This window comes from Pedobacter sp. AK017, from assembly GCF_014200825.1.
GTDB classification, from domain to species: Bacteria; Bacteroidota; Bacteroidia; order Sphingobacteriales; family Sphingobacteriaceae; genus Pedobacter; species Pedobacter heparinus.
In genome coordinates, this window is record NZ_JACHCW010000004.1 from 276,440 (window position 1) to 296,667 (window position 20,228).

The 20,228-nt window shown below is 43.2% G+C and carries 13 protein-coding genes; 2 read left to right on the forward strand and 11 right to left on the reverse strand.

The features are described 5' to 3' along the window. Positions 1 to 87: 87 nt before the first annotated feature. From HDC92_RS07675 to HDC92_RS07725, 11 genes are all read right to left on the reverse strand, one after another. Complete coding sequence (locus HDC92_RS07675; protein ID WP_183873512.1) at positions 88 to 2,058, reverse strand: heavy metal translocating P-type ATPase; 1,971 nt, start codon at positions 2,056 to 2,058, stop codon at positions 88 to 90. A 43-nt stretch (positions 2,059 to 2,101) separates the two neighbouring features. Continuing rightward, positions 2,102 to 2,530 carry a Fur family transcriptional regulator gene (locus HDC92_RS07680; RefSeq protein WP_036674625.1) on the reverse strand — a complete coding sequence of 143 codons (429 nt, stop codon included), beginning with the start codon at positions 2,528 to 2,530 and terminating at the stop codon, positions 2,102 to 2,104. 11 nt (positions 2,531 to 2,541) lie between these two features. Beyond that, a complete protein-coding gene (locus HDC92_RS07685; RefSeq protein ID WP_183873514.1) occupies positions 2,542 to 3,771 on the reverse strand; it encodes an efflux RND transporter periplasmic adaptor subunit in 1,230 nt (409 codons plus the stop codon). Between the two features lie 4 nt (positions 3,772 to 3,775). Continuing rightward, a complete protein-coding gene (locus HDC92_RS07690; RefSeq protein WP_183873517.1) occupies positions 3,776 to 8,152 on the reverse strand; it encodes a CusA/CzcA family heavy metal efflux RND transporter in 4,377 nt (1,458 codons plus the stop codon). Positions 8,153 to 8,251: 99 nt separating this feature from the next. Further along, positions 8,252 to 8,578, reverse strand: coding sequence for a hypothetical protein (locus tag HDC92_RS07695; RefSeq protein WP_183873519.1), 327 nt, complete (start codon positions 8,576 to 8,578; stop codon positions 8,252 to 8,254). 51 nt (positions 8,579 to 8,629) lie between these two features. Further along, positions 8,630 to 10,144: a SulP family inorganic anion transporter gene (locus tag HDC92_RS07700; protein ID WP_183873521.1), complete on the reverse strand. Its 1,515-nt coding sequence runs from the start codon at positions 10,142 to 10,144 to the stop codon at positions 8,630 to 8,632. A 38-nt stretch (positions 10,145 to 10,182) separates the two neighbouring features. Beyond that, positions 10,183 to 10,824, reverse strand: a complete 642-nt coding sequence (locus tag HDC92_RS07705; RefSeq protein ID WP_015808490.1) for a DUF47 domain-containing protein — start codon at positions 10,822 to 10,824, stop codon at positions 10,183 to 10,185. A gap of 78 nt (positions 10,825 to 10,902) precedes the next feature. Continuing rightward, complete coding sequence (locus HDC92_RS07710; RefSeq protein ID WP_183873523.1) at positions 10,903 to 12,189, reverse strand: M16 family metallopeptidase; 1,287 nt, start codon at positions 12,187 to 12,189, stop codon at positions 10,903 to 10,905. 4 nt (positions 12,190 to 12,193) lie between these two features. Beyond that, positions 12,194 to 13,597, reverse strand: a complete 1,404-nt coding sequence (locus tag HDC92_RS07715) for a M16 family metallopeptidase (RefSeq protein ID WP_255484481.1) — start codon at positions 13,595 to 13,597, stop codon at positions 12,194 to 12,196. Positions 13,598 to 13,913: 316 nt separating this feature from the next. Next, positions 13,914 to 14,204, reverse strand: a complete 291-nt coding sequence (locus HDC92_RS07720; protein WP_183873525.1) for a chaperone modulator CbpM — start codon at positions 14,202 to 14,204, stop codon at positions 13,914 to 13,916. A 6-nt stretch (positions 14,205 to 14,210) separates the two neighbouring features. After that, positions 14,211 to 15,140 (reverse strand): DnaJ C-terminal domain-containing protein, encoded by a 930-nt coding sequence (locus HDC92_RS07725; RefSeq protein ID WP_183873527.1) that lies wholly within the window; start codon positions 15,138 to 15,140, stop codon positions 14,211 to 14,213. Positions 15,141 to 15,472: 332 nt separating this feature from the next. Here HDC92_RS07725 and HDC92_RS07730 point away from each other — a divergent pair, with 332 nt between their 5' ends. Next, positions 15,473 to 16,744 (forward strand): Gfo/Idh/MocA family oxidoreductase, encoded by a 1,272-nt coding sequence (locus HDC92_RS07730; protein ID WP_015808485.1) that lies wholly within the window; start codon positions 15,473 to 15,475, stop codon positions 16,742 to 16,744. A gap of 42 nt (positions 16,745 to 16,786) precedes the next feature. After that, entirely contained in the window at positions 16,787 to 20,209 is a 3,423-nt protein-coding gene (locus tag HDC92_RS07735; RefSeq protein ID WP_183873529.1) for a family 16 glycoside hydrolase, read from the forward strand. The last annotated feature ends 19 nt before the right edge of the window (positions 20,210 to 20,228 follow it).

Consider the following 20,228-nt stretch of genomic DNA (forward strand, 5'->3'; position numbering starts at 1 on the left):
TAAATGATTGCTTATGCAATTGCGTAATAAAATTCCGCTTTTTAATAAACGTTATTAGCACACTTATGAATTCAATTGGCAATGTATTTACAACTTCATTTGCTGGATGCGGACTGCATTTAAGATGGCCAGCAGGGCCACGCCCACATCGGCAATTACAGCTTCCCATAGCGTAGCGACGCCACCTGCACCTAAAATGAGCACAATGATCTTTACGCCCATGGCCAGGGCTATGTTTTGCCAGACAATATTCCTGGTCAGTTTGCCGATCTTTATGGCGGTTACTATTTTTGAGGGCTGGTCGTTCTGGATAACAATATCGGCCGTTTCAATGGTCGCATCACTGCCCAGTCCACCCATGGCAATGCCTGCATCGGCCAGGGCAACCACAGGGGCATCATTTACACCATCACCCACAAAGGCCAGGTGTTTGCCTTCCTTTTTTAAGGCTTCTACCTTTGCCACTTTATCTTCGGGCAGGAGATTGCCAAAAGCCTTATCGATGCCCAGCAGTTTGGCAACTTTATTGACCACAGTTTGTTTATCGCCACTCAGCATCACGGTCTGGATGTTTAAACGGTGCATATCGGCAATAGCTTGTTTTGCATCTGCTTTAATTTCATCTGCAATGGTGAGGTATCCGACATACCGGCCATCGATAGCCATTACCACTATGGTATCTGCTTCCTGTTCGATCGCGGTATCGTACGCAACACCAAATTGCTGCAGCAGTTTGGTGTTGCCTGCCAATACCACCTTATGATTGACACTGCCTTTAAGACCATGTCCGGATATTTCTTCAACATTTTCTATCTTAACATCCCTTAATATATCACCAGCATAATTGACGATGGCCAGGGCAATAGGGTGGGTAGATTTGCTCTCTATAGCTGCGGCCATTAAGATCAGCTCTTTTTCGTCAAAATCATTGCTGACTACCTGTTGTACTTCAAATACCCCTTTGGTAAGGGTACCTGTTTTATCCATTACAATGGTATTTACCCTGGTCATCACATCTAAAAAGTTAGATCCCTTAAACAGGATCCCATTTTTAGAAGCGAGACCGATACCTCCAAAATAGCCCAGTGGGATAGATACCACTAATGCACATGGACAACTGATGACTAAGAAAACAAGGCCGCGGTATAGCCAATCTCTAAAAACATAATCGGCTACAAAAAAATAGGGCAGGGCCACTACCAGTATAGCAAGTAAAAATACGATGGGGGTATATATTTTTGCAAAACGTGAAATGAACAGCTGTGTTTGCGATTTACGGGCAGTGGCATCCTGTACCATTTCCAGGATCTTACTTAATTTACTGTCTTTAAAAGCTGCTTTGACCTTAACTTCTGAAACCTGGCTGAGGTTGATCATACCTGCCAGTACCTGCTCTCCTTTTGTCTTGTTGTCCGGTTTGCTTTCGCCGGTCAGTGCTGCTGTGTTAAAGGTAGCCTTATCGGACAACAACTCCCCGTCAAGGGCTACTTTTTCACCTGGCTTGATCTGGATCACCTCATCGATGGCTACTTCGGCAGGGGCCAGCCTTAGTATTTTTCCATCCCTGATGACATCAACGGCATCAGGCCTGATGTCGAGTAGGGCTTTAATGCTTCTTTTTGCATTATTTACAGCAGTGTCCTGAAACCATTCGCCTATGGAATAGAAAACCATTACGGCAACACCTTCGCTATATGAACCTATGGCAAAAGCGCCGATAGTGGCTACGCTCATCAGGAAAAATTCGTTAAAGAAATCGAACCTCAGGGCTTTTCTGAAGGCCAGTTCCAGCACATTGTAACCGGCAAGCAGGTAAGCGGGTATAAAAATAATAAGTTGGACAGTATTGCTGAATGTGATGTTAAACCCGTATTCGAGCACCATCATTACCACCACAACGGCCAGTGCGGTAAGCAGTGGCCAATGGCTTAACCAGCCGGAAGGCTCTTCTGCACCATGGTTATGGCCATCATCGTCATTGTGTACATGCTGTGTATTGGCTGTGTGCTGCTGCTCAGTGGCACAGCAGTCTTTATGTATGTTGGCTACCTTCATCATTAAAAATTATATAGACAAAGATAAAGCCTATAGTGATGCAATGCTATTGCAAAGTGGGCGTGTTACAACGTTCGCACATTCCTTTAATGATCAGGTTCATTTCCTCTTTTTCAAAACCATTGGGCAGGTTCATTTCAGGGATACGGGTGTCGGGCAGGCAAAAGGTTTCTCTGCAGGTACTGCAGTAAAAATGAACGTGAAGATCGTGATGGCTTTCGCCATCACAATCTTTTTCGCAAAGTGCATATTTGGTGGCCCCTGTACCGTCTTCTATACTATGGACGAGGCCTTTTTCTTCGAAGGTTTTTAAGGTACGGTATAGTGTGATCCTGTCTGAAGGGGCCATGGCTTTTTCCAGGTCATTTAAACTGATGGCAGCAGTTTGTCTGATTAAAAACTCCAATACCAGTAATCGCATGGCTGTTGGGTTGATCTTTCTTGCTTTGAGCCTGTTTTCTATTTCTGTTACCATAATGTGCGACATTAATGACTATGTTCTGATGTGCCGGAGGATTTAGACTGCAAATAAAAGGCCCCTTTGATAACTACTCTGACATCGGCAGGTAATTTTTGCAGTGGATTGACCTGAATATAGCCCAGTTCGGCAACACCGGTGCTTACTTCTATTTTTCTGAAATGTACAGAACTTTCTTCTTTGTGATGATCCGCAGCTCCGGCACCGGTGTCTACAATAAAGATAAATTCTTTGCCTTCAGTACGTACCACAGCATCAACAGGAACAGCATTACTCATGGAGGTTCCTACACCGATCAGTCCGGTTACATACATTCCGGGGATGAGGTTGGTACCTGGTTTTTTAATTACAGCATGTACCACTACGCCCTTGCTGTCATTTTCAAAGGACTTGTTGATGCCATAGATTTCCCCTTCGATCTGTTCATTTTTCTGATTGGTTAGCTGAAAATCGACCCGCTGGCCGACTTTAATTTTAGACAGGTCTTTTTCAAATACGATGAGGTCGGCATGTATTTTAGAATTGTCTACAATATCCATAATGGATACCCCTGGTTGTGCATAAGAACCTGTTTCGGCATTGATTTTTCCTATTGTACCGTTGATAGGTGCGGTTACAGGTATCTGAGAGGTGATGTTTCCGCTGCTAATGCGACTGGCAGAAATACCGTATTGCTGCAGCTGGCGTTCCAGTGCTTTAATTTTGGCCCGTTCTGCATTGTAATTGGCTTCGGCCTGCTGATGCGCTTTTCCGGTACCCGCATTGGCGGCCTTGAGCTGCTGCTGGCGGGTATATTCGGCCTCTATATAGCTAAAACTACCCTTTGCGGTCAGATAGTCTTGCTGAAGCCGGATCAGGTCCTGGTTTTCAATGGTAACAAGCACTTGTCCTTTTTTAACCTTTTGGCCTTCTATAACATTGATCCTGCGGATGATGCCACCGGAAAGTACATTGATCTGAGCCGCATTTTGAGGTGGGACAGCCAGTTGTCCGCTTGATTTTACCACTTCGGTCAGGTTTTTTTGTGTGATACCGCCAATTACAATGCCCACTGCATTTAGCTGTTCCTGTGTTAATTCCAGTCCTTCGCTCTCTTCATGTCCGCCCTGTTCATGGGCATCTTCGGCTTTTGCTTCAGGTGTTTTGGCCGTATCGCCACAGGAACTGATGATGGTCATGACAAGGATTGCACAAAAAATCCTGGTAATATTTCGTTTGATATAGGCTATTGTATTCATCTGCTTAATTCCCTTTTAAAAATTGTAATTGAATAACGGATTGGTTCAGTTGGTTAACCGTTTGAAGATAATTGAGCTTGCTTTGTACGGCGAGTGACATGTTCTGTATGAATTCGATATAGCCAATCTCTCCAAGGTCATAGGATACCTGTGCAATTCGGATTTGTTCTTCTGCCTGTTTTAACCCTTCGGTGGTAAAATAATCGGCCATAGCTTTATGCTGGGCATAATTTTGCATTTCCTGCTGGTATTGTGTGTTCAGCTGGTTTTGTATGCGCTGATAATCTGTTTCGGCGATCTGTGCAGCAATCTTTTCATTGTTTATCCTTGCCCGTCCTGCACCATTGAAGAGGGGGACTGCAATGCCCAACTGCAGGCCAGCTATCCTGGTGCCGGGCGTATAGGTACGTCCGATATTTGCGGGGTCGAAAGATTTGATGACAAACTGTTGCGCATAGCCAAATGTCAGATCGGGCATGGTACGCGAACGCTCCAGCTCTACTTTTGCTTTGGCAATCTCGACCTGCTGCTGGTAAACAGCATTGAGCAGATTGCCTGCAGCTGTATTTTCGGTGCCCGTTCCATCCTGTGTTAAAGTAAGGATGGGGAGTGTTTTTTCTGAAGGGAGGATACCGGTATTTAAGTTCAGCAGCTGCTGAAGGTTGAGCTGTTGGGTAGCCAGGTTTGCTGCTGCCGATTTTTTCAGTGCCTGCACCTCCTGGTATTTGTTTCTGGCGGTGATCAGCTCAAGATTGGAAGTTTCCCCAACCTTGTACCTCAATTCAGATTTACGGATAAAATGCTTATAAATACTATCCTGCAGCTCCAGTACCTTTAGCATATTTATGCTGTAAAGCAAATGATAATAGGCAAGTCTGGTATCCCTGCTGATCTCGGCACGGGTATAATCTGCTGATTTTTCCATTAAACCAGTCTCGCTGCTCAGCACCCTTTTTTGATTTTTATAAAATCCGGGCCAGGCAAAGTTTTGGGAGACGGAAATGGAGTTGTCGTTACTGCCCCCGCCGGTAGGATCCTGTGAGATGGTGAAAGCAGTTTTAGACGGGTCAAAAGCTGTTTTTTGTTTGGCTTTCGATTGGCTCACAGACAAACCGGCAGATTTCAGCTGCAAATTGTTTTTTAATGCCAATGCTACGGCACTGTCTGCCGAGAGGGGTGCTTGCTGAGCTTTTGCCTGGTTGGTAAATGTCAATCCTCCGAATAAAAGAAAGATGATCACTAAAGGCTTCATGATATTATTTTGTATTTTTTTGCGGTCAGTAACCAGGATGTACAGGCAGGGCAGTACAAATAAAGTGAGTAAAGTTGCTGAAAGCAGCCCGCCAATTACCACTGTAGCCAGTGGTTTTTGTACTTCAGCCCCCGCACCTCCGGAAAGGGCCATGGGTAAAAATCCCAGTGAGGCGACTGCTGCAGTCATAATTACGGGCCTTAACCTGACTGCCGTACCCTGCATTACGCGTTTATAAACATCGGTGATCCCTTCTTCTTTAAGCTGGTTAAAATAAGAGATGAGCACAATACCATTCAATACCGCTACCCCGAACAAGGCAATAAAACCAACGCCTGCCGAGATGCTGAAAGGCATGCCCCTGAGCATTAAGGCCAATACCCCGCCTATGGCAGATAGAGGGACTGCGGTAAAAATGAGAATGGTTTGGCTGACGGACCTGAAAGTAAAATAAAGCAGACCAAGGATGAGGAGCATGGCTACAGGAACGGCTACTGAAAGTCTGTTTTTAGCTTCCTTCAGGTTTTGGAACTGTCCGCCGTAAGTGAGGTAATACCCTGGAGGAAGCTTCAGTCTGGCATCCAGTACCTGCTGTATTTCCGCTACTGTGCGTTCCACATCCCTGCCTTTCACATTAAAACCTACATAGATTCGTCTTTTCCCATCTTCACGGGATATCTGGGCAGGGGCATCCTTCAGCTCTATTTTTGCCACCTGGTTTAAGGGTACTTTATTGCCTGAGGGGAGTGGGATATATAAATTCTCAATACTGGAAATGTTTTCGCGAAGGTCGCGCTGCAGGCGAACTACCATGTCGAAACGCTTTTCCCCTTCAAATACAACTCCGGCTACATCACCTGCGAAAGCAGTTTTTAAAATGTTGTTGATGTCGCCAATGGTTAACCCATACTGTGCTATCTTATCCCTGTCGTAAGTGACCACCACCTGTGGCAACCCTGTAACCTGTTCTACAAAAGGTTCGCTGACCCCCTTTACCGGAGCAATCAGTTTTGCAACCTTAGCGGCCTGCTGCGCCAGTACATCGAGGTCTTCCCCATAAATTTTAACAGCAACATCCTGTCTTACCCCGGTCATCAGCTCATTAAAGCGCATTTGCATGGGTTGGGTGATCTCTATATTTACGCCAGGCAATATGGAAAGTGCCGCTTCCATTTTTTCGGTCATCTCTTCCTTGGTTTTTGCGGAGGTCCATTCGCTTTTCGGCAGCATGGCCACCATCATATCACCCCTTTCAACAGGCATGGGGTCTGTAGGGATTTCTGCACTGCCAATGCGTGTGACCACTTGTTTTATTTCGGGAAATTTATTCTTCAGGATCTTTTCGGCTTTGCCGAAGGTTTCTACCACCTGTGTGAGCGAGGTGCCTTGTGACATGGCAATCTCTACGGCCAGATCACCCTCCTCGAGCTGTGGCAGAAACTCACCACCCATCCGGCTAAATAACCATAAGGTGCAAGCGAAGCAGATCATGGCAATTGTGACAACGATCTTTTTAAACCCAAGCGTCTTTTCGAGCAGTGGTTTATAGATGTTTTTGCAGCCATCCATGATCCGGTCAGATATGTTTCTTTTATGTTCAGTGTTTTTACTCAGGAGCAGGGCGCTGATCATGGGTACATAGGTTAGCGACAGGATAAAAGCGCCTACAATGGCAAAAACCACGGTTTCAGCCATAGGTTTAAACATCTTTCCTTCAATCCCTACCAGTGAGAGCAGGGGAAGGTATACAATAAGGATGATGATTTCGCCAAAAGTAGCACTGGCCCTTATTTTTGAAGAGGCTGTAAAGACCTCCTGATCCATTTGCTGCTGATTCAGTCGCAGCGTACCTTTAAACAGCTTACTTTCCGTAAGCCGGAAAATAATGGCTTCTACAATGATTACAGCACCATCTACAATCAAGCCAAAATCTATTGCTCCAAGGCTCATCAGGTTACCCGAAACGCCAAAAAGCCGCATCATGGCAAAAGCGAACAACATAGATAATGGAATTACCGAGGCTACAATCAGACCTGCCCGCCAGTTACCCAATAGTAACAGGAGCACAAATATAACGATGAGGGCTCCCTCGATCAGGTTTTTCTGAACGGTACTGATCGATCGGCCGACCAGTTCGGTACGGTCTATATAAGGTTCAATTACTACACCTTCCGGCAAGGATTTCTGGATCTGGGCGATTCTTTCCTTTACATTTTTGATCACCTGGTTAAAGTTTTCGCCTTTCAGCATCAAGGTGATCCCTGCCACTACTTCACCGGTGCCATTTCTGGTTACTGCACCGTAGCGTGTAGCGCTTCCAAACTGTACCGATCCGATATCCCTGATGAGGAGGGGTACACCCCCGGCATTTTTGACCACTATTTTTTCAATGTCGTCCAATGATTTCACCTGCCCGATGCCCCTTATGGTGTAGGCATTGCTTTGCTGCTCAATATACGAGCCTCCGGTATTTTCATTGTTGTTTTTGAGTGCGGCATAAATTTGCGAAATGGTGACGTTACTGGCGTTGAGTTTTTCATTGTCGAGGGCAATTTCGTACTGCTTTACATAACCACCCCAGCCACTTACCTCTGCTACCCCTTTTGTGCCTGCCAGCTGGGTGCGCACCACCCAGTCCTGCAAAGTCCTTAAATCGGTGGCCGTATATTGGTCTTCATAACCTTTTTTTGTGTGCAGTACATATTGGTAAATTTCACCAAGTCCGGTTGTAATGGGGGCAAGGGTAGGTTCTGCCAATCCGGCCGGGATATTGTTTTCTGCTTCTTTTAACTGGGCAGCAACTTGTTGCCGGGCCCAGTAAATATCGGTATCGTCTTCAAAAACAATGGTGATCACCGATATGCCGGAGCGGGATATGGACCGTTTCTCTATCACATTGGGGATATTGGCCATGCCCAGTTCGATAGGCGCAGTGATGAACTGTTCCACTTCCTGGGCACCTAAGCTAGGGGCCTGTGAAATGATCTGTACCTGGTTATTGGTAATGTCGGGTACCGCATCAATCGGTAATTGTGTTAAGGAATAGATTCCCCAGACCACCAGGGCCAGGGTCATAATGCCTATTGCTAATTTATTCTTTATGGAGAATAAAATAATCCTGTTAAACATAATTAATTTTTATAGTGCAGATGTATAACCGAATTGGCTATATAATTACATTGGTAAATAATAAATTGGATCTGACTACTGGGTCAGAATAAGGATATTTTAAACCAATTGAGGAGGCTGCCAGATATCGCCGGGAAACAAGATCACCGGGCAGGCTTTGTATTCAGGGAAGCTGGTGTTTTGTTCTCCAGCCAGCACAGACAGTATTTTATTTACCGCAGGTGCGGCAACAAATGAGTGGTAATTGCTGCAATGAAAAAAAGGTGAGCAGGGGTGAGGACTTTCGTGTTTGTCCTGCTGCCGGGCATCGGCAGATTCATAACATAAGTCTTCATGCTCAGAAGAAAGGCTGGTTTCACTACCACAGCATGGCCATGCCAGAAGGGCCATTACATATATGGTGAATAATAAAACCAGATATTTCATGTTGCAAACTTAATGGTTTTTTTGAAAAAACAAATTTATTGCCAACAATCGTTAGATCGGATCTTCCAAAATATTGACTGCAATCACCCCATCGGCATTTTTGAGTAGCAGTCTGCAATCACTACTCAAATGTTTCAGCTGCAGTTGTTTTCCCGTTTTTCTGTACCGTTCAGTAAGTTTGTTCAGGGCTTCTATGCCAGACATATCTGCAATTCTGCTGTCCCGAAAATCGATGACCACTTTTTCCGGATCATTGGTAATATCAAATTTTTCCATAAATCCGGCTACTGAACCAAAAAACAAAGGGCCATACAGTTCATAGTGTTTTACACCGTTTTCATCTGTATATTTTCTTGCCCTGATCCTTTTGGCACTTTCCCAGGCAAAAACCAGTGCAGAAATGATAACACCGATGAGCACTGCCAAAGCCAGGTTGTGCAGCCAGACGGTAATCAGGGCAACTAAAATGCCTACAAAAATATCTTGCCGCGGCATTTTGTTGATGATCCTGAAACTCATCCATTCAAAAGTACCGATAGCTACCATGATCATTACACCCGTTAAGGCTGCCATAGGTACTTTTTCTATCAATGGAGCACCAAATAAAATAATGATCAGAATGGTTATAGCGGCAATAATGCCAGACAAACGGGCTCTGGCTCCGGCAGACAGGTTAACCAGTGTCTGTGCGATCATGGGACAGCCCCCCATCCCATAAAAAAAGCCGTTAAGCAGGTTTGCGCTACCCTGAGCCAGACATTCTCTATTTCCATTTCCCCGGGTACCGGTAATCTCGTCCACCAGGTTTAAGGTTAAAAGTCCTTCGGTTAAGCCCACAGCCGCCATAATTAAGGCATAGGGAAATATGACCTGCAGGGTTTCGAAAGTAAATGGGACTTTCGGGATGTGAAAGGGAGGAAAGCCCCCGTCAACTGCGGCTATATCTTTAACCGTTTTGGTATCTATATTAAAACCCAATACAAGCACAAAAACAGCAAGAATGGCTACCAGGGAGGCGGGAATGGCTTTGGTTATTTTTGGCCACAAAATGGTGATGGCAATGGTTAAAGTAACCAGACCCAGCATTACGTACAGGGTTTTTCCGCTCATCCAGACCAGTTCTCCGTTTATATTTACCTTAAACTGCTCCAGCTGTGCCATGAAAATGACGATGGCGAGGCCGTTGACAAAACCAAACATAACAGGCTGTGGCACGAGGCGTACAAACTTTCCAAGTTTAAACAAGCCTACCGCCAACTGAAACAGTCCTGCCATGGCGACAGCGGCAAATACATAATCCAGGCCATGTGATTTCATCAGTGCGATCAGTACAATGACAGTTGCCCCTGCACCTCCGGAGATTAAGCCTGGCCTGCCACCAAAAACGGAGGTTACCAAACCCATGATAAAGGCTGCGTACAAACCAGACAATGGTGGTAAACCGGCAAGTATAGCGAAAGACAGGGATTCGGGCATCATGGTCATCGCTACCGTCAATCCCGCCAGGACCTCTGTTTTGTAGTTTATTTTTTGCGAAAAATCAAATAAGTGCAGGAATGGTTTCATAAGATGAAACACAAAAATAGGATAATCATAGAATAGTTCTATGCATTTTTGACTAAAATGGTTTCCAGCACATTGGCTGCATCGTCGCATTTATCACTGGCCATTTCCAGCATTTGCAAGACTTCCTTTTGTTTGATCAGTTCAATGGCATCCTGTTCATTGTCAAACAAACTGGCTACTTCAGTATTGCAGATGCGGTCGGCCCGGCTTTCACCTGCATTTATCCTTAAACATACTTCGGCAATGAGGGCAGTATTTTTGAAACTGCGGAGCTCCCTTATGGCTTTGTTCAGGTCTGTGCACATTTCGAGCAGCAGTTCGGCCAGGTTGATCATGGCTGTGTTTATAGCTTTAATATTGTATAGGTCAATATTCATTGCGGCAGCGTAAATATAGTCGGCAATGTCATCCAGCGAACTGATGAGCGCATGGATATCTTCCCTGTCAAAAGGAGTAATAAATGTTTTGCCCAGGCCCATAAAAACAGAATGTGTAATGTCATCTCCGGCCTGTTCCAGTTTTTCAACTTCCCTGATATATTCTTTTCTTTTTTTTTGGTCGGGAGCATTTACTGCATTGACCAGTGCCTCAGAAATATCAACCAGATTATTTCCGGCCTGTTCAAATAAAGGCTGGAAGACTTTGTCTTTCGGGCTAAAGAAATTAAAAATGCTGTTCATGGTATTTTTGTTTTTAACAAAAATATCATTGCTATGTTAAGGCATTATGAAATGTAAGGTGTATTCGTTGACCGCTGGTTATTTAAATGCTTCCCGGCCCAACTGTTCATCGCCGAGATAAAGCCAGATTGCACCTTTTGTATAGGTATTGAAAGCGGTGTTCATATCGCTTAGTGTAACTTTATCTATATTCGCAACCATGTTTTCCAGCATCTGGTATCCGCCAAGTATTTCTGCTTCTCCAAGGTCTTCCACAATGTCGCTTGAGCTTTCCTGGTGCAGGTAGTAACGGAGGCGGTGCTCCTTTTTAATGGCGTCTAGAAATTTCTGACTGTAATTCCCTGCCTTAATGCTCCTGAATACACCTGCCATTGCATGAAATGATTTTTTAGGCTGTGTAGTACTTACATACATAGTGATATATGGCATTTGCTGCTTTTTTATTCTGGCACCCGGGGCGTAAGACAATGCCTGTTTAGTCCTGATCTCATGAAACATATTACCACTTAAAGCATTAACAGCAAGCATAAAAGGATAATAATCGGGATTACTTACAGCAGGGGCATTCAGGACACAGTTCATATAATTGGTAGCGAGGTTACGTTGTTCGGTAACCAGGTGTTCGCCTTCAATTACTTTCGGAGTGTATGCCACTGGTGTATACGGGGCCGCCTTAAGCGAAGCAAATGCAAGGCTGATCTTTTTTTCCAGATCCTCGGGGCTGATGCGTCCGGCAACAACCAGAAACATTTTATTTTTATTGAGCAGCTGGGTATGGTAATAGTGGCTTACACTATCGGCCGTAAAGCCTTTAACTGTTGCATCCGTACCCATGGGATCTGTGCTATAGGGGCTGCCATAAAATATGGATTGCATGGACATCTGTTCTATTCTGCGTTCGGGATTGGAAAAGCGCTGGTAAATACCCGAAACTATCTTTTCCTTTGTAGTCTGAAATTCAGATTTGTCGAAAGCAGGGTTGAGTACTGCATCCGAAAATAGTTTCCATCCCTGTTCAAAATATTTGGAAATACAATCCATGCTGATTGTCCCGTAATCTGTTGTGGATGAACCGTTAATTCTTATCCCGTATTCATCGGCCAGCTCCTGGTAATCGGTTACTTTATAGTTTTTTGTACCGCAAGTAGCCGCTGCCGCCAGTGCGAGGTTCTCTATGCCGGCCTGCTGAGGGCTATAATTCATTACCCCACCCCTGAAGTACATGCTCATGCTGACCGTTTCTTTTTGCGTTTGCCTGAGAATAACTTTTAGTCCGTTTACCTCAAATGAAACAGCTTTGTGCTGTGCTTTAACGTTGAATAGGAAAAAGATAAGGCAAATAGATAATATATAGAATTTTGTCATGGGTTTAATTGGTTGATTTAAAGAATTCCTGGGGCTTCACCGTAACAGCATTGTTTTTATGGATCAATAACCCTGCACAGTAAGGTTTGTCCTTGATATACCTTTTAACGTAATCGAGCAGGTCTTTTCGGGTAACTTTGTTTAAATTTTCTTCGTAATGCGTATAATAATCTATAGAAGCAGATGCCCACCAGAAAGAAAGAGTATGCGCATAATCTGCAGCTACTTCACGGCGTTCTATTGCATCAATGGAAAGCAGGCGTTTTGCACGCTCTATCTGAAGGTCGGAAAGGTAATCGTCTTCATCCCAAAGTGCAATCTGTTTTAAAGCTTCTTCATAACAGTCTTTGACTCTGGCTGGGTTGGGGCTAATCATCAAGCTGATGGGACCGGTATATTTTTGTGTATAATAGTTTACCTCTGCTACCTGTGCCAGGCCTGAATTGATCAATGCTTGTTTCAGTTTTGAACCATTCTGGTTTACAATGAAGGAGAATACATCGGCAATATAGGTTCCGGGGATATCATTTCTGGTATCTGGCCCATGCCAGCTGAACAGCATATAGGGCACCTGGGTCTTATCTGTTTCGAGGATGTAATAATCGTTTTTAAGGATAGGCTTAAATTCAGGGATAGGCCATTTTTTAAAAGGATCGAATGGAGAGGCTTTCCAGCTGCTGAAGATTTCATCTACTGCGTTAAAAGTTTCGTTAACTTTTACATCGCCGACTATAACCAGTACAGCGTTGTTGGGCCAGTAATATTTATTTTTAATGGAATCCATTTTGGATGGTGTGGCCGACAGGATCACATCGTGGTTCCCGATTATGTTTTTCCGTGAATAATCGGCACCCCACATGTGTTTTTTGTTGGCATCTATTAGTGCAAACATTGGATTTGACTCCTGGCGTGTAAATTCAGCATTTACCACTTCATTCTCCATCTGCATATCTTCTTTATTAAATTTAGGATAACGGATGGCTGAATTCATAAATTTTAATCCCGGTTTCAGATTGGCAGAGGGAAGGGTAAAAAAGTAATTGACCACTTCTTCACGTGTAGTTGCATTTGAGTTAATATCCAGTTCATTGCTCTTTTTGTCGAAACTTTGATAATCCGGATAATCTTTATTGGCCTTAAAGAAGAGGTGTTCATAAAGATGGCTTAAGCCATTGAATTGGTTAGTTTCAGTAAATGAACCATTTCTGCAGGCAATTTCGATGGTCGCCATAGGGATGGTATTGTCTACCACCACTAATACCTCAAGTCCGTTTGGTAATTTCTTGAAGTACATGTTCTCATCAAGTTTCTGTTGGGGGAAGACTGTGATGGAATGCAGGAGCAGAGCCAGTATAAAAAACGGTGTAGTGCGCATCATATAGTTGCTGAAGTTTGTTTGGTTATACAAATAAGCGCTATTTTTTTATTTAAGCAAATAAAAATTGGCAATGATGAAATAATATTTCATCATTTGGAATATTGTATGGTTACTTTGTTTTATTTTGAGCTTATTGTCGGATTATTTGTATTGTTTGTAAACTTTAGTTTGGGCTTTCTAAATTTGGATCGTATTAATTAGCTGTGTAATTATAAGGAAAAGGTAATAAATAATTCATTGCACAGCGTTAAGCTATAAACTTGTCATTTCTAGGTGGATATGATAAAAATTAAGTTTAAAGTTTTAATCGGGACAATCTGGATAGATGTCCCGATTTATGTATAGCTTAAGATTCGTGCAGTCGCAATTGTTTTTTGAGATCCCGGATTTCTTCCTGCATCTGGTTGACCTTTTGGAGCAGGTGAAGGATGGCATCTATGCCTTCGATATTGATCTGAAGGTCATAATGAAAATGGACATACTTTTCCAGTTCGTTAAGCTGTGCTAAACTGATGTATTTTTCGGTATTGATAATGGTAAGGGTAATGATACCCGATTCTTCCAGCAGGTTAATAAAGGTAGGTTCAATATTGTAATTGATACAGTACTCTGTTATGGTGATGAATTCAGTTTCCATAGCTGCTTATTTTTGATCCAGGTTTTGTAATTCTTTAAACAGTTCTTTTTGCTTTTCGGTAAGTTGTGTGGGAATTTTTATGGTATAGGTAATAAAGAGATTGCCGAATTCGCCATCCTTTTTATATAAGGGAAAGCCTTTGTTTTTTAACCTGACTTTAGTTCCGTTTTGTGTTCCGGCGGGCACTTTTAATTTTACTTTTCCATCAAAGGTTGTTGTTGTTACCTCGCCACCAAGCACAGCTGTATACAGGTCTAATTCCTGGTTGGCATACAGGTCATTGTTCAACCTTTTGAAAACGGGGTGTTCAGCAATATTAAAGGTAATGTACAGATCGCCGTTGGGGCCGCCGTTTTTACCCGGGCCGCCCTGTCCCCCCAACTTGATTACCTGTCCGTCTGCTATACCTGCCGGAATGGTGATGCGCAGATTTTTACCATTTACAGTTAAGGTTTGCTTGTGGGTTTTGTATGCATCTGTAAGATTAAGCTTCAGTTCGGCCTGATAATCCTGTCCTTTATACTTGATGTCAGTCCGGTTTTGCCGGCCCCCGCTTCTACCAAACATGGATTCAAAGAATTCAGAAAAATCGCCTCCACCAAAATCTTCCGCAGTGTAAGCTCCAGAACCAGCTCCGCCAAAAGGATTTTGGGATCCCTGATAACTATGTTGTTGCGACCGGGACTGTTTTGCCTGTTCATATTGATCGGCGTGTTTCCAGTTTTCGCCATATTCATCGTATTTTTTTCGCTTCTCGGGATCACTTAGCGCTTCGTTAGCCTCGTTGATCTGCTGAAAAAGTTTATTTGCCTCCTTGTCGTTGGGATTTAGATCGGGGTGGTATTTCCTGGCCAGCTTACGGTAGGCTTTTTTAATCTCATCCTGAGATGCTGTTTTATCTATGCCGAGTGTTTTGTAGTAATCGATGAATGCCATAGTAAGATAAACGTGTTTAAAATAATATGAATGTTAAAAGAAGACACATAAAATAGGAAAATATCGCTGTTGTATTTGTTATTTTAATGTTTAATAGCTCTAATATTAAAATATAAATTTATTAAGTATTAATAATTATTATGTTTTTTATATTATTATAATAAATTTGAAAAAGATAAAATTTGTTACCGTACACGATTTAAGTGTTCTGGCAATTTGATTTGATTTATCAATTTTATTTAATATTACAGTCTATATAGCCAGATTGTTTTACTCTTACTGAGTATTAAATAAAAATTATGATTAAACCTGAATATACACACAAATCATATATGAAACCTAACCAACCAAACTCACGAAGAGATTTTATTAAAAAGACTGCGGTAGGAGTGGCCGCATTTACCATTGTTCCCCGTTACGTTCTTGGCGGACAGGGGTTTATTGCCCCAAGTGACAAGTTGACCAAGGCCGTTATAGGTGTTGGCAGCATGGGTCGTAACCATTTTGCCTATGACGGCACACAGGTAGTGGCCATCTGCGATGTAGATAAACGACATATTGCCAAAGCATTGCCTATGTTGGATAAAGGTGTAAAAACCTTTAGTGATTACCGTGAATTGATTAAGCTGCCGGAAGTGGATATTGTACACATCGCAACTCCGCCACACTGGCATGGTATTATGGCCGTTGATGCTGCAAATGCAGGTAAAGATATCTGGTGTGAAAAGCCAATGACGCATACCATCGGCGAGGGAAAAAGGGTAATGGAGGCGGTACAACAAAATGGGCGGATCTTCCGTCTGAATACCTGGTTCCGTTTTAAAGATAATTTTTATGGTTTGGGAACTACCGTAAAACCGGTTAAGAAATTGGTTGACAGTGGTTTGTTAGGTTGGCCATTAAAAGTTACGGTGAGCCGGCATACCGGGTACGACTGGAAATTTTTCTGGGTAGGCAAAGATAATTTACCTCCGGAACCAGTTCCGGCAGAGCTGGATTACAATGCATGGCTGGGTCCTGCGCCTTATAAACCTTATAGTACACACAGGGTGCACCAGACTTTCAGGGGATATTGGGATTATGATGGTGGGGGGTTGAGTGACATGGGGCAACATTATATTGATCCCATTCAGTACTTTTTAGGAAAGGATGACACCAGTCCGGTCTCTGTTGAAATTGATGCCCCTCAACAACATCCCGATGCCGTAGGGACATGGCGTAAAATAACTTATACGTATGCTGATGGTTGCCAGATTGTTTTAGATGGTGAGGCGAAAGATGCCAACGTAGCTTATATAGAAGGACCGAAGGGTAAATTGTATCCTGGATTCAAATCTGATATTCCGGATCTGGAACGTAAACTGGCAGCATTTCCTGATCCTGCCCCACAAATGACGGATTTTAGTGAGGCCGTAAGAACCAGACAGCAATTTGCTTTAAATGAGCAAAATGGACACCGTTCCTGTAACATCATTAATATTGGCCTTGCGGCTTTACGTTTGGGCCGTAACCTGAAATTTGATCCAATTAAGCAGGAATTTATTGATGATGAGGGTGCAAACAGATTAATTAATCCGGTAATGCGTGCCCCTTTTACCATTTAACTTCTTTTAAAATAATTTAAATAACATCTTATTCTTACTATAATGATCAAAAAGATATTCTTTATTCTGATTGCTGCGGTAATGCTGCAAAGTGCTGCTTTTGCACAGGATAAAACAGACCAGCGTACCGTTACGACCAGGATTGCAGATTTGCTGGCGCAATTACCTGCAAGGGATGCCAAGCAATTGAAGGCCAATATGCTGGAAATTGCGCAGATAGGTGAGGATGGTTATGTAAGCCTGATTACCGGGCTTACTGCTCCGGGTAAGGGCAATAACGCCTTGCTGGAATATGCGATAGGCGGATTTTCAGGCTATGTTAGCCAGACGGGACAGGAAGCCTGGAGAAAAATGAGTGTAAATGCTTATTGTAAGGCATTAAGCAAAATAACCGATAAACAAAATAAATCATTTGTGATCAGCCAGCTTGAACTGGTTGGTAAAGATGATGCCATAGCTTGTCTGGAGCCTTATTTAACAGATGCACAGCTGGCTGATCCTGCTGCACGTGCCCTGGTAAAAATCAATTCAGCTGCGGCCAAAGCGGCCTTATTAGCGGCATTGACTAAAACCAGCGGCACCGCTAAACTTTCAGTAGTAGAGGCGCTTGGAGACATCAGGGCTAAAGATGCCGCAAAACCTATTGCTGCTTTAACAACAGGTGACAATGACCTGGCCAAAATGTCTTTATACGCCCTGGCTTATATTGCCGATCCTGCTTCTGAAGTTGTAATGGCTGCAGCCGCCGAAAAAAGTGGATTTAAGTATGAAAATACAAATGCTGTTGCGGCTTACCTGATCTATGCTGAACAGCTGATGAAAAATGGTAATAAGGAGCTTGCCAATAATATTGCAAAAAAGATACTTGAAAAAGCAACTGCCGACGAGCAGGTACATGTGCGTACAGCTGCGTTGAAGATTGTTTCCGGTTTTAGTGAAGCCCAAAGTAATGAATATTTACTGGGCGCAATGGATGATAAAAACTTTGAATACCGTGCTGCTGCATTAAAATTTGCTTTACCAACCCTTACTCCTGCAACAGCTGAGCTTTGGGCCGGAAAAGTTACCAAAGCTGATCCTGCTACTCAGGTGGCCATTATCAATATGCTGGGCAAGAGCAAAACTCTTTCGGTACTACCTTCAATAACTAAATTGTTTAAAAATAAGGACCAGGGGGTAAGAGCAGCTGCAATTGCAGCTGCCGGCAACATTGGCCAGGAACAGGCACTGGAAGATTTGCTTAAAATAATGGGAAAAGGTGATGCAAATGATATTGCTGCAGTTTCCAATGCAATTTTAAGAATGAAAGGAGAGGGTATCAATGCAAAAATTGCCGCTTTTATCCCCAAAGCAAAACCAGAGGTTCAGGTAGCTCTGATCAATGTGCTCGCTTCGAAATCGGCAAATGGACAGTTAAACACCATATATAGCTTGCTGAAAAGTAAAAAGCCTGAAGTTAGGCAGGCTGCTTTTGCTGCTTTAAAGCAAACGGTGGCCAGCGATAACCTGCCGCAGTTGTTTACTTTACTGAATGAGACAAAGGATCAGACGGCCCTGGTTAATGTACAGGAGGCAATTATCTCAGCCCTGAAAGGCAGTAAAAATAAAGATGAACAAGCTGATATGGTATTACAGCAAATGGCTGCTGCTCCTGGAGATAAAAAAGATCTTTTTTATAAAATACTGGGCAGCATAGGTGGTAACAAATCATTAAAAGCAGTTTCTGAAGCGTTTAATACCGGTAATGAAGAAACTAAAAAGGCTGCAATTGTGGCTTTGTCGTCATGGACAGATACCGGTTCAATACCTGAACTGATCAGGATCAGTCGCCAGCCCAGCAATGTTGCTTACCTTGATCAGGCAATTGAGGGCTACCTGAATTTGGTAAGGGCTGCAAAATATAAACCTGAGCAGCGCTTGTTGGTGCTGCGCGAAGCCATGATCGTAGCTAAAACACCAGTACAGCAACAGCAAATATTAAAAGATGCCGAGCAGGCAAAGTGTTTCAATACTTTATTATTTGCGGGTAGATACCTTGACAACCAGACTTTGCAGCAGGCCGCTGCCAATACTGTAATGAATGTTGCGCTGGCTGATAAATCATACAGGGGAACCATTGTAAAAGACCTGCTGAATAAAGCGATTGGTACAATAAAAGGAGGTGACAGCGAGTATCAGAAGGAAGCCATGCGTAAATACCTTGCAGAAATGCCTGCAGGAGAAGGTTTTGTATCGATGTTTAACGGAACTGACCTGAGCGGATGGAAAGGTTTGGTGGAGAATCCGATAAAAAGATCGAAAATGGATGCCAAGACCCTGGCCGATGCACAGGTAAAGGCTGACGCCGAAGCAAAAGAAAGCTGGAAACCGATGAGTGGTGAACTGCATTTTATGAGCCATGGAAATAACCTGGCCACTGTAAAGCAATATGGTGATTTTGAAATGCTGGTAGACTGGAAAATTATAGATGACAAAAAAGGTAACGGAGATGCTGGTATCTATCTTCGTGGTTCGCCGCAAGTACAGATCTGGGATACTGCCAGGGTAAAATCCGGAGCACAGGTAGGTTCCGGTGGATTATACAACAATAAAGTATATGAGAGCAAACCCCTTAAGGTTGCCGACAATAAGCTGGATGAATGGAATACCTTCCGTATTTTAATGAAAGGTGATAGGGTTACCGTTTATTTAAACGGAGAACTGGTAACGGACAATGTGATTTTGGAGAATTACTGGGACAGAAATCTTCCAATCTTTGCAGAAGAACAGATAGAACTGCAGGCACATGGATCGCCTGTGGCCTATCGTGACATATACATCAGGGAAATTCCCCGTGTAAAACCTTTTGAATTGAGTGCCCAGGAGAAGAAAGAAGGTTATAAAGTACTGTTTGATGGTACCAATATGCACAACTGGACCGGAAATACAACAGATTATATCATTGAAGATGGAAACATTTCCATTCGCCCGAGACCAGGAAAAGGATCTGGAGGTAATTTATTTACCAAGGAAGAATTCAGTGATTTTATATTCCGCTTTGAATTTCAGTTAACACCTGGTGCAAACAATGGGTTGGGGATCAGGGCACCACTGACAGGGGATGCTGCTTATCAAGGTATGGAGCTGCAGATACTTGACAATGAGGCACCGATGTATAAAAACCTGCATGTTTATCAGTACCACGGTTCTGTTTATGGAACTCTCCCTGCAAAAAGAGGTTTTCTGAAACCTGTTGGCGAGTGGAATTATGAAGAAGTTGTAGTGAATGGGCCTAAAATTAAGGTGATCCTGAATGGAACTGTGATTTTGGACGGGGACATTACTGATGCAAGAAAAAATGGTGCGGCTGATGGAAAGCCACATCCGGGTTTGTTACGTGAAAGCGGACATATCGGTTTTCTGGGACATGGTTCACCGGTACAGTTTAAAAACATCAGGATTAAGGACCTGAGTAAAAAGAAATAATAAATATTGTAATTATAAA

Coding starts and splice junctions, on each gene's coding strand:
- HDC92_RS07685 (WP_183873514.1), bottom strand. CDS start 3,771: ATGAATACAATAGCCTATATCAAACGAAATATTACCAGGATTTTTTGT.
- HDC92_RS07710 (WP_183873523.1), bottom strand. CDS start 12,189: ATGACAAAATTCTATATATTATCTATTTGCCTTATCTTTTTCCTATTC.
- HDC92_RS07705 (WP_015808490.1), bottom strand. CDS start 10,824: ATGAACAGCATTTTTAATTTCTTTAGCCCGAAAGACAAAGTCTTCCAG.
- HDC92_RS07735 (WP_183873529.1), top strand. CDS start 16,787: ATGATCAAAAAGATATTCTTTATTCTGATTGCTGCGGTAATGCTGCAA.
- HDC92_RS07725 (WP_183873527.1), bottom strand. CDS start 15,140: ATGGCATTCATCGATTACTACAAAACACTCGGCATAGATAAAACAGCA.
- HDC92_RS07730 (WP_015808485.1), top strand. CDS start 15,473: ATGAAACCTAACCAACCAAACTCACGAAGAGATTTTATTAAAAAGACT.
- HDC92_RS07695 (WP_183873519.1), bottom strand. CDS start 8,578: ATGAAATATCTGGTTTTATTATTCACCATATATGTAATGGCCCTTCTG.
- HDC92_RS07675 (WP_183873512.1), bottom strand. CDS start 2,058: ATGATGAAGGTAGCCAACATACATAAAGACTGCTGTGCCACTGAGCAG.
- HDC92_RS07690 (WP_183873517.1), bottom strand. CDS start 8,152: ATGTTTAACAGGATTATTTTATTCTCCATAAAGAATAAATTAGCAATA.
- HDC92_RS07680 (WP_036674625.1), bottom strand. CDS start 2,530: ATGGTAACAGAAATAGAAAACAGGCTCAAAGCAAGAAAGATCAACCCA.
- HDC92_RS07720 (WP_183873525.1), bottom strand. CDS start 14,204: ATGGAAACTGAATTCATCACCATAACAGAGTACTGTATCAATTACAAT.
- HDC92_RS07700 (WP_183873521.1), bottom strand. CDS start 10,144: ATGAAACCATTCCTGCACTTATTTGATTTTTCGCAAAAAATAAACTAC.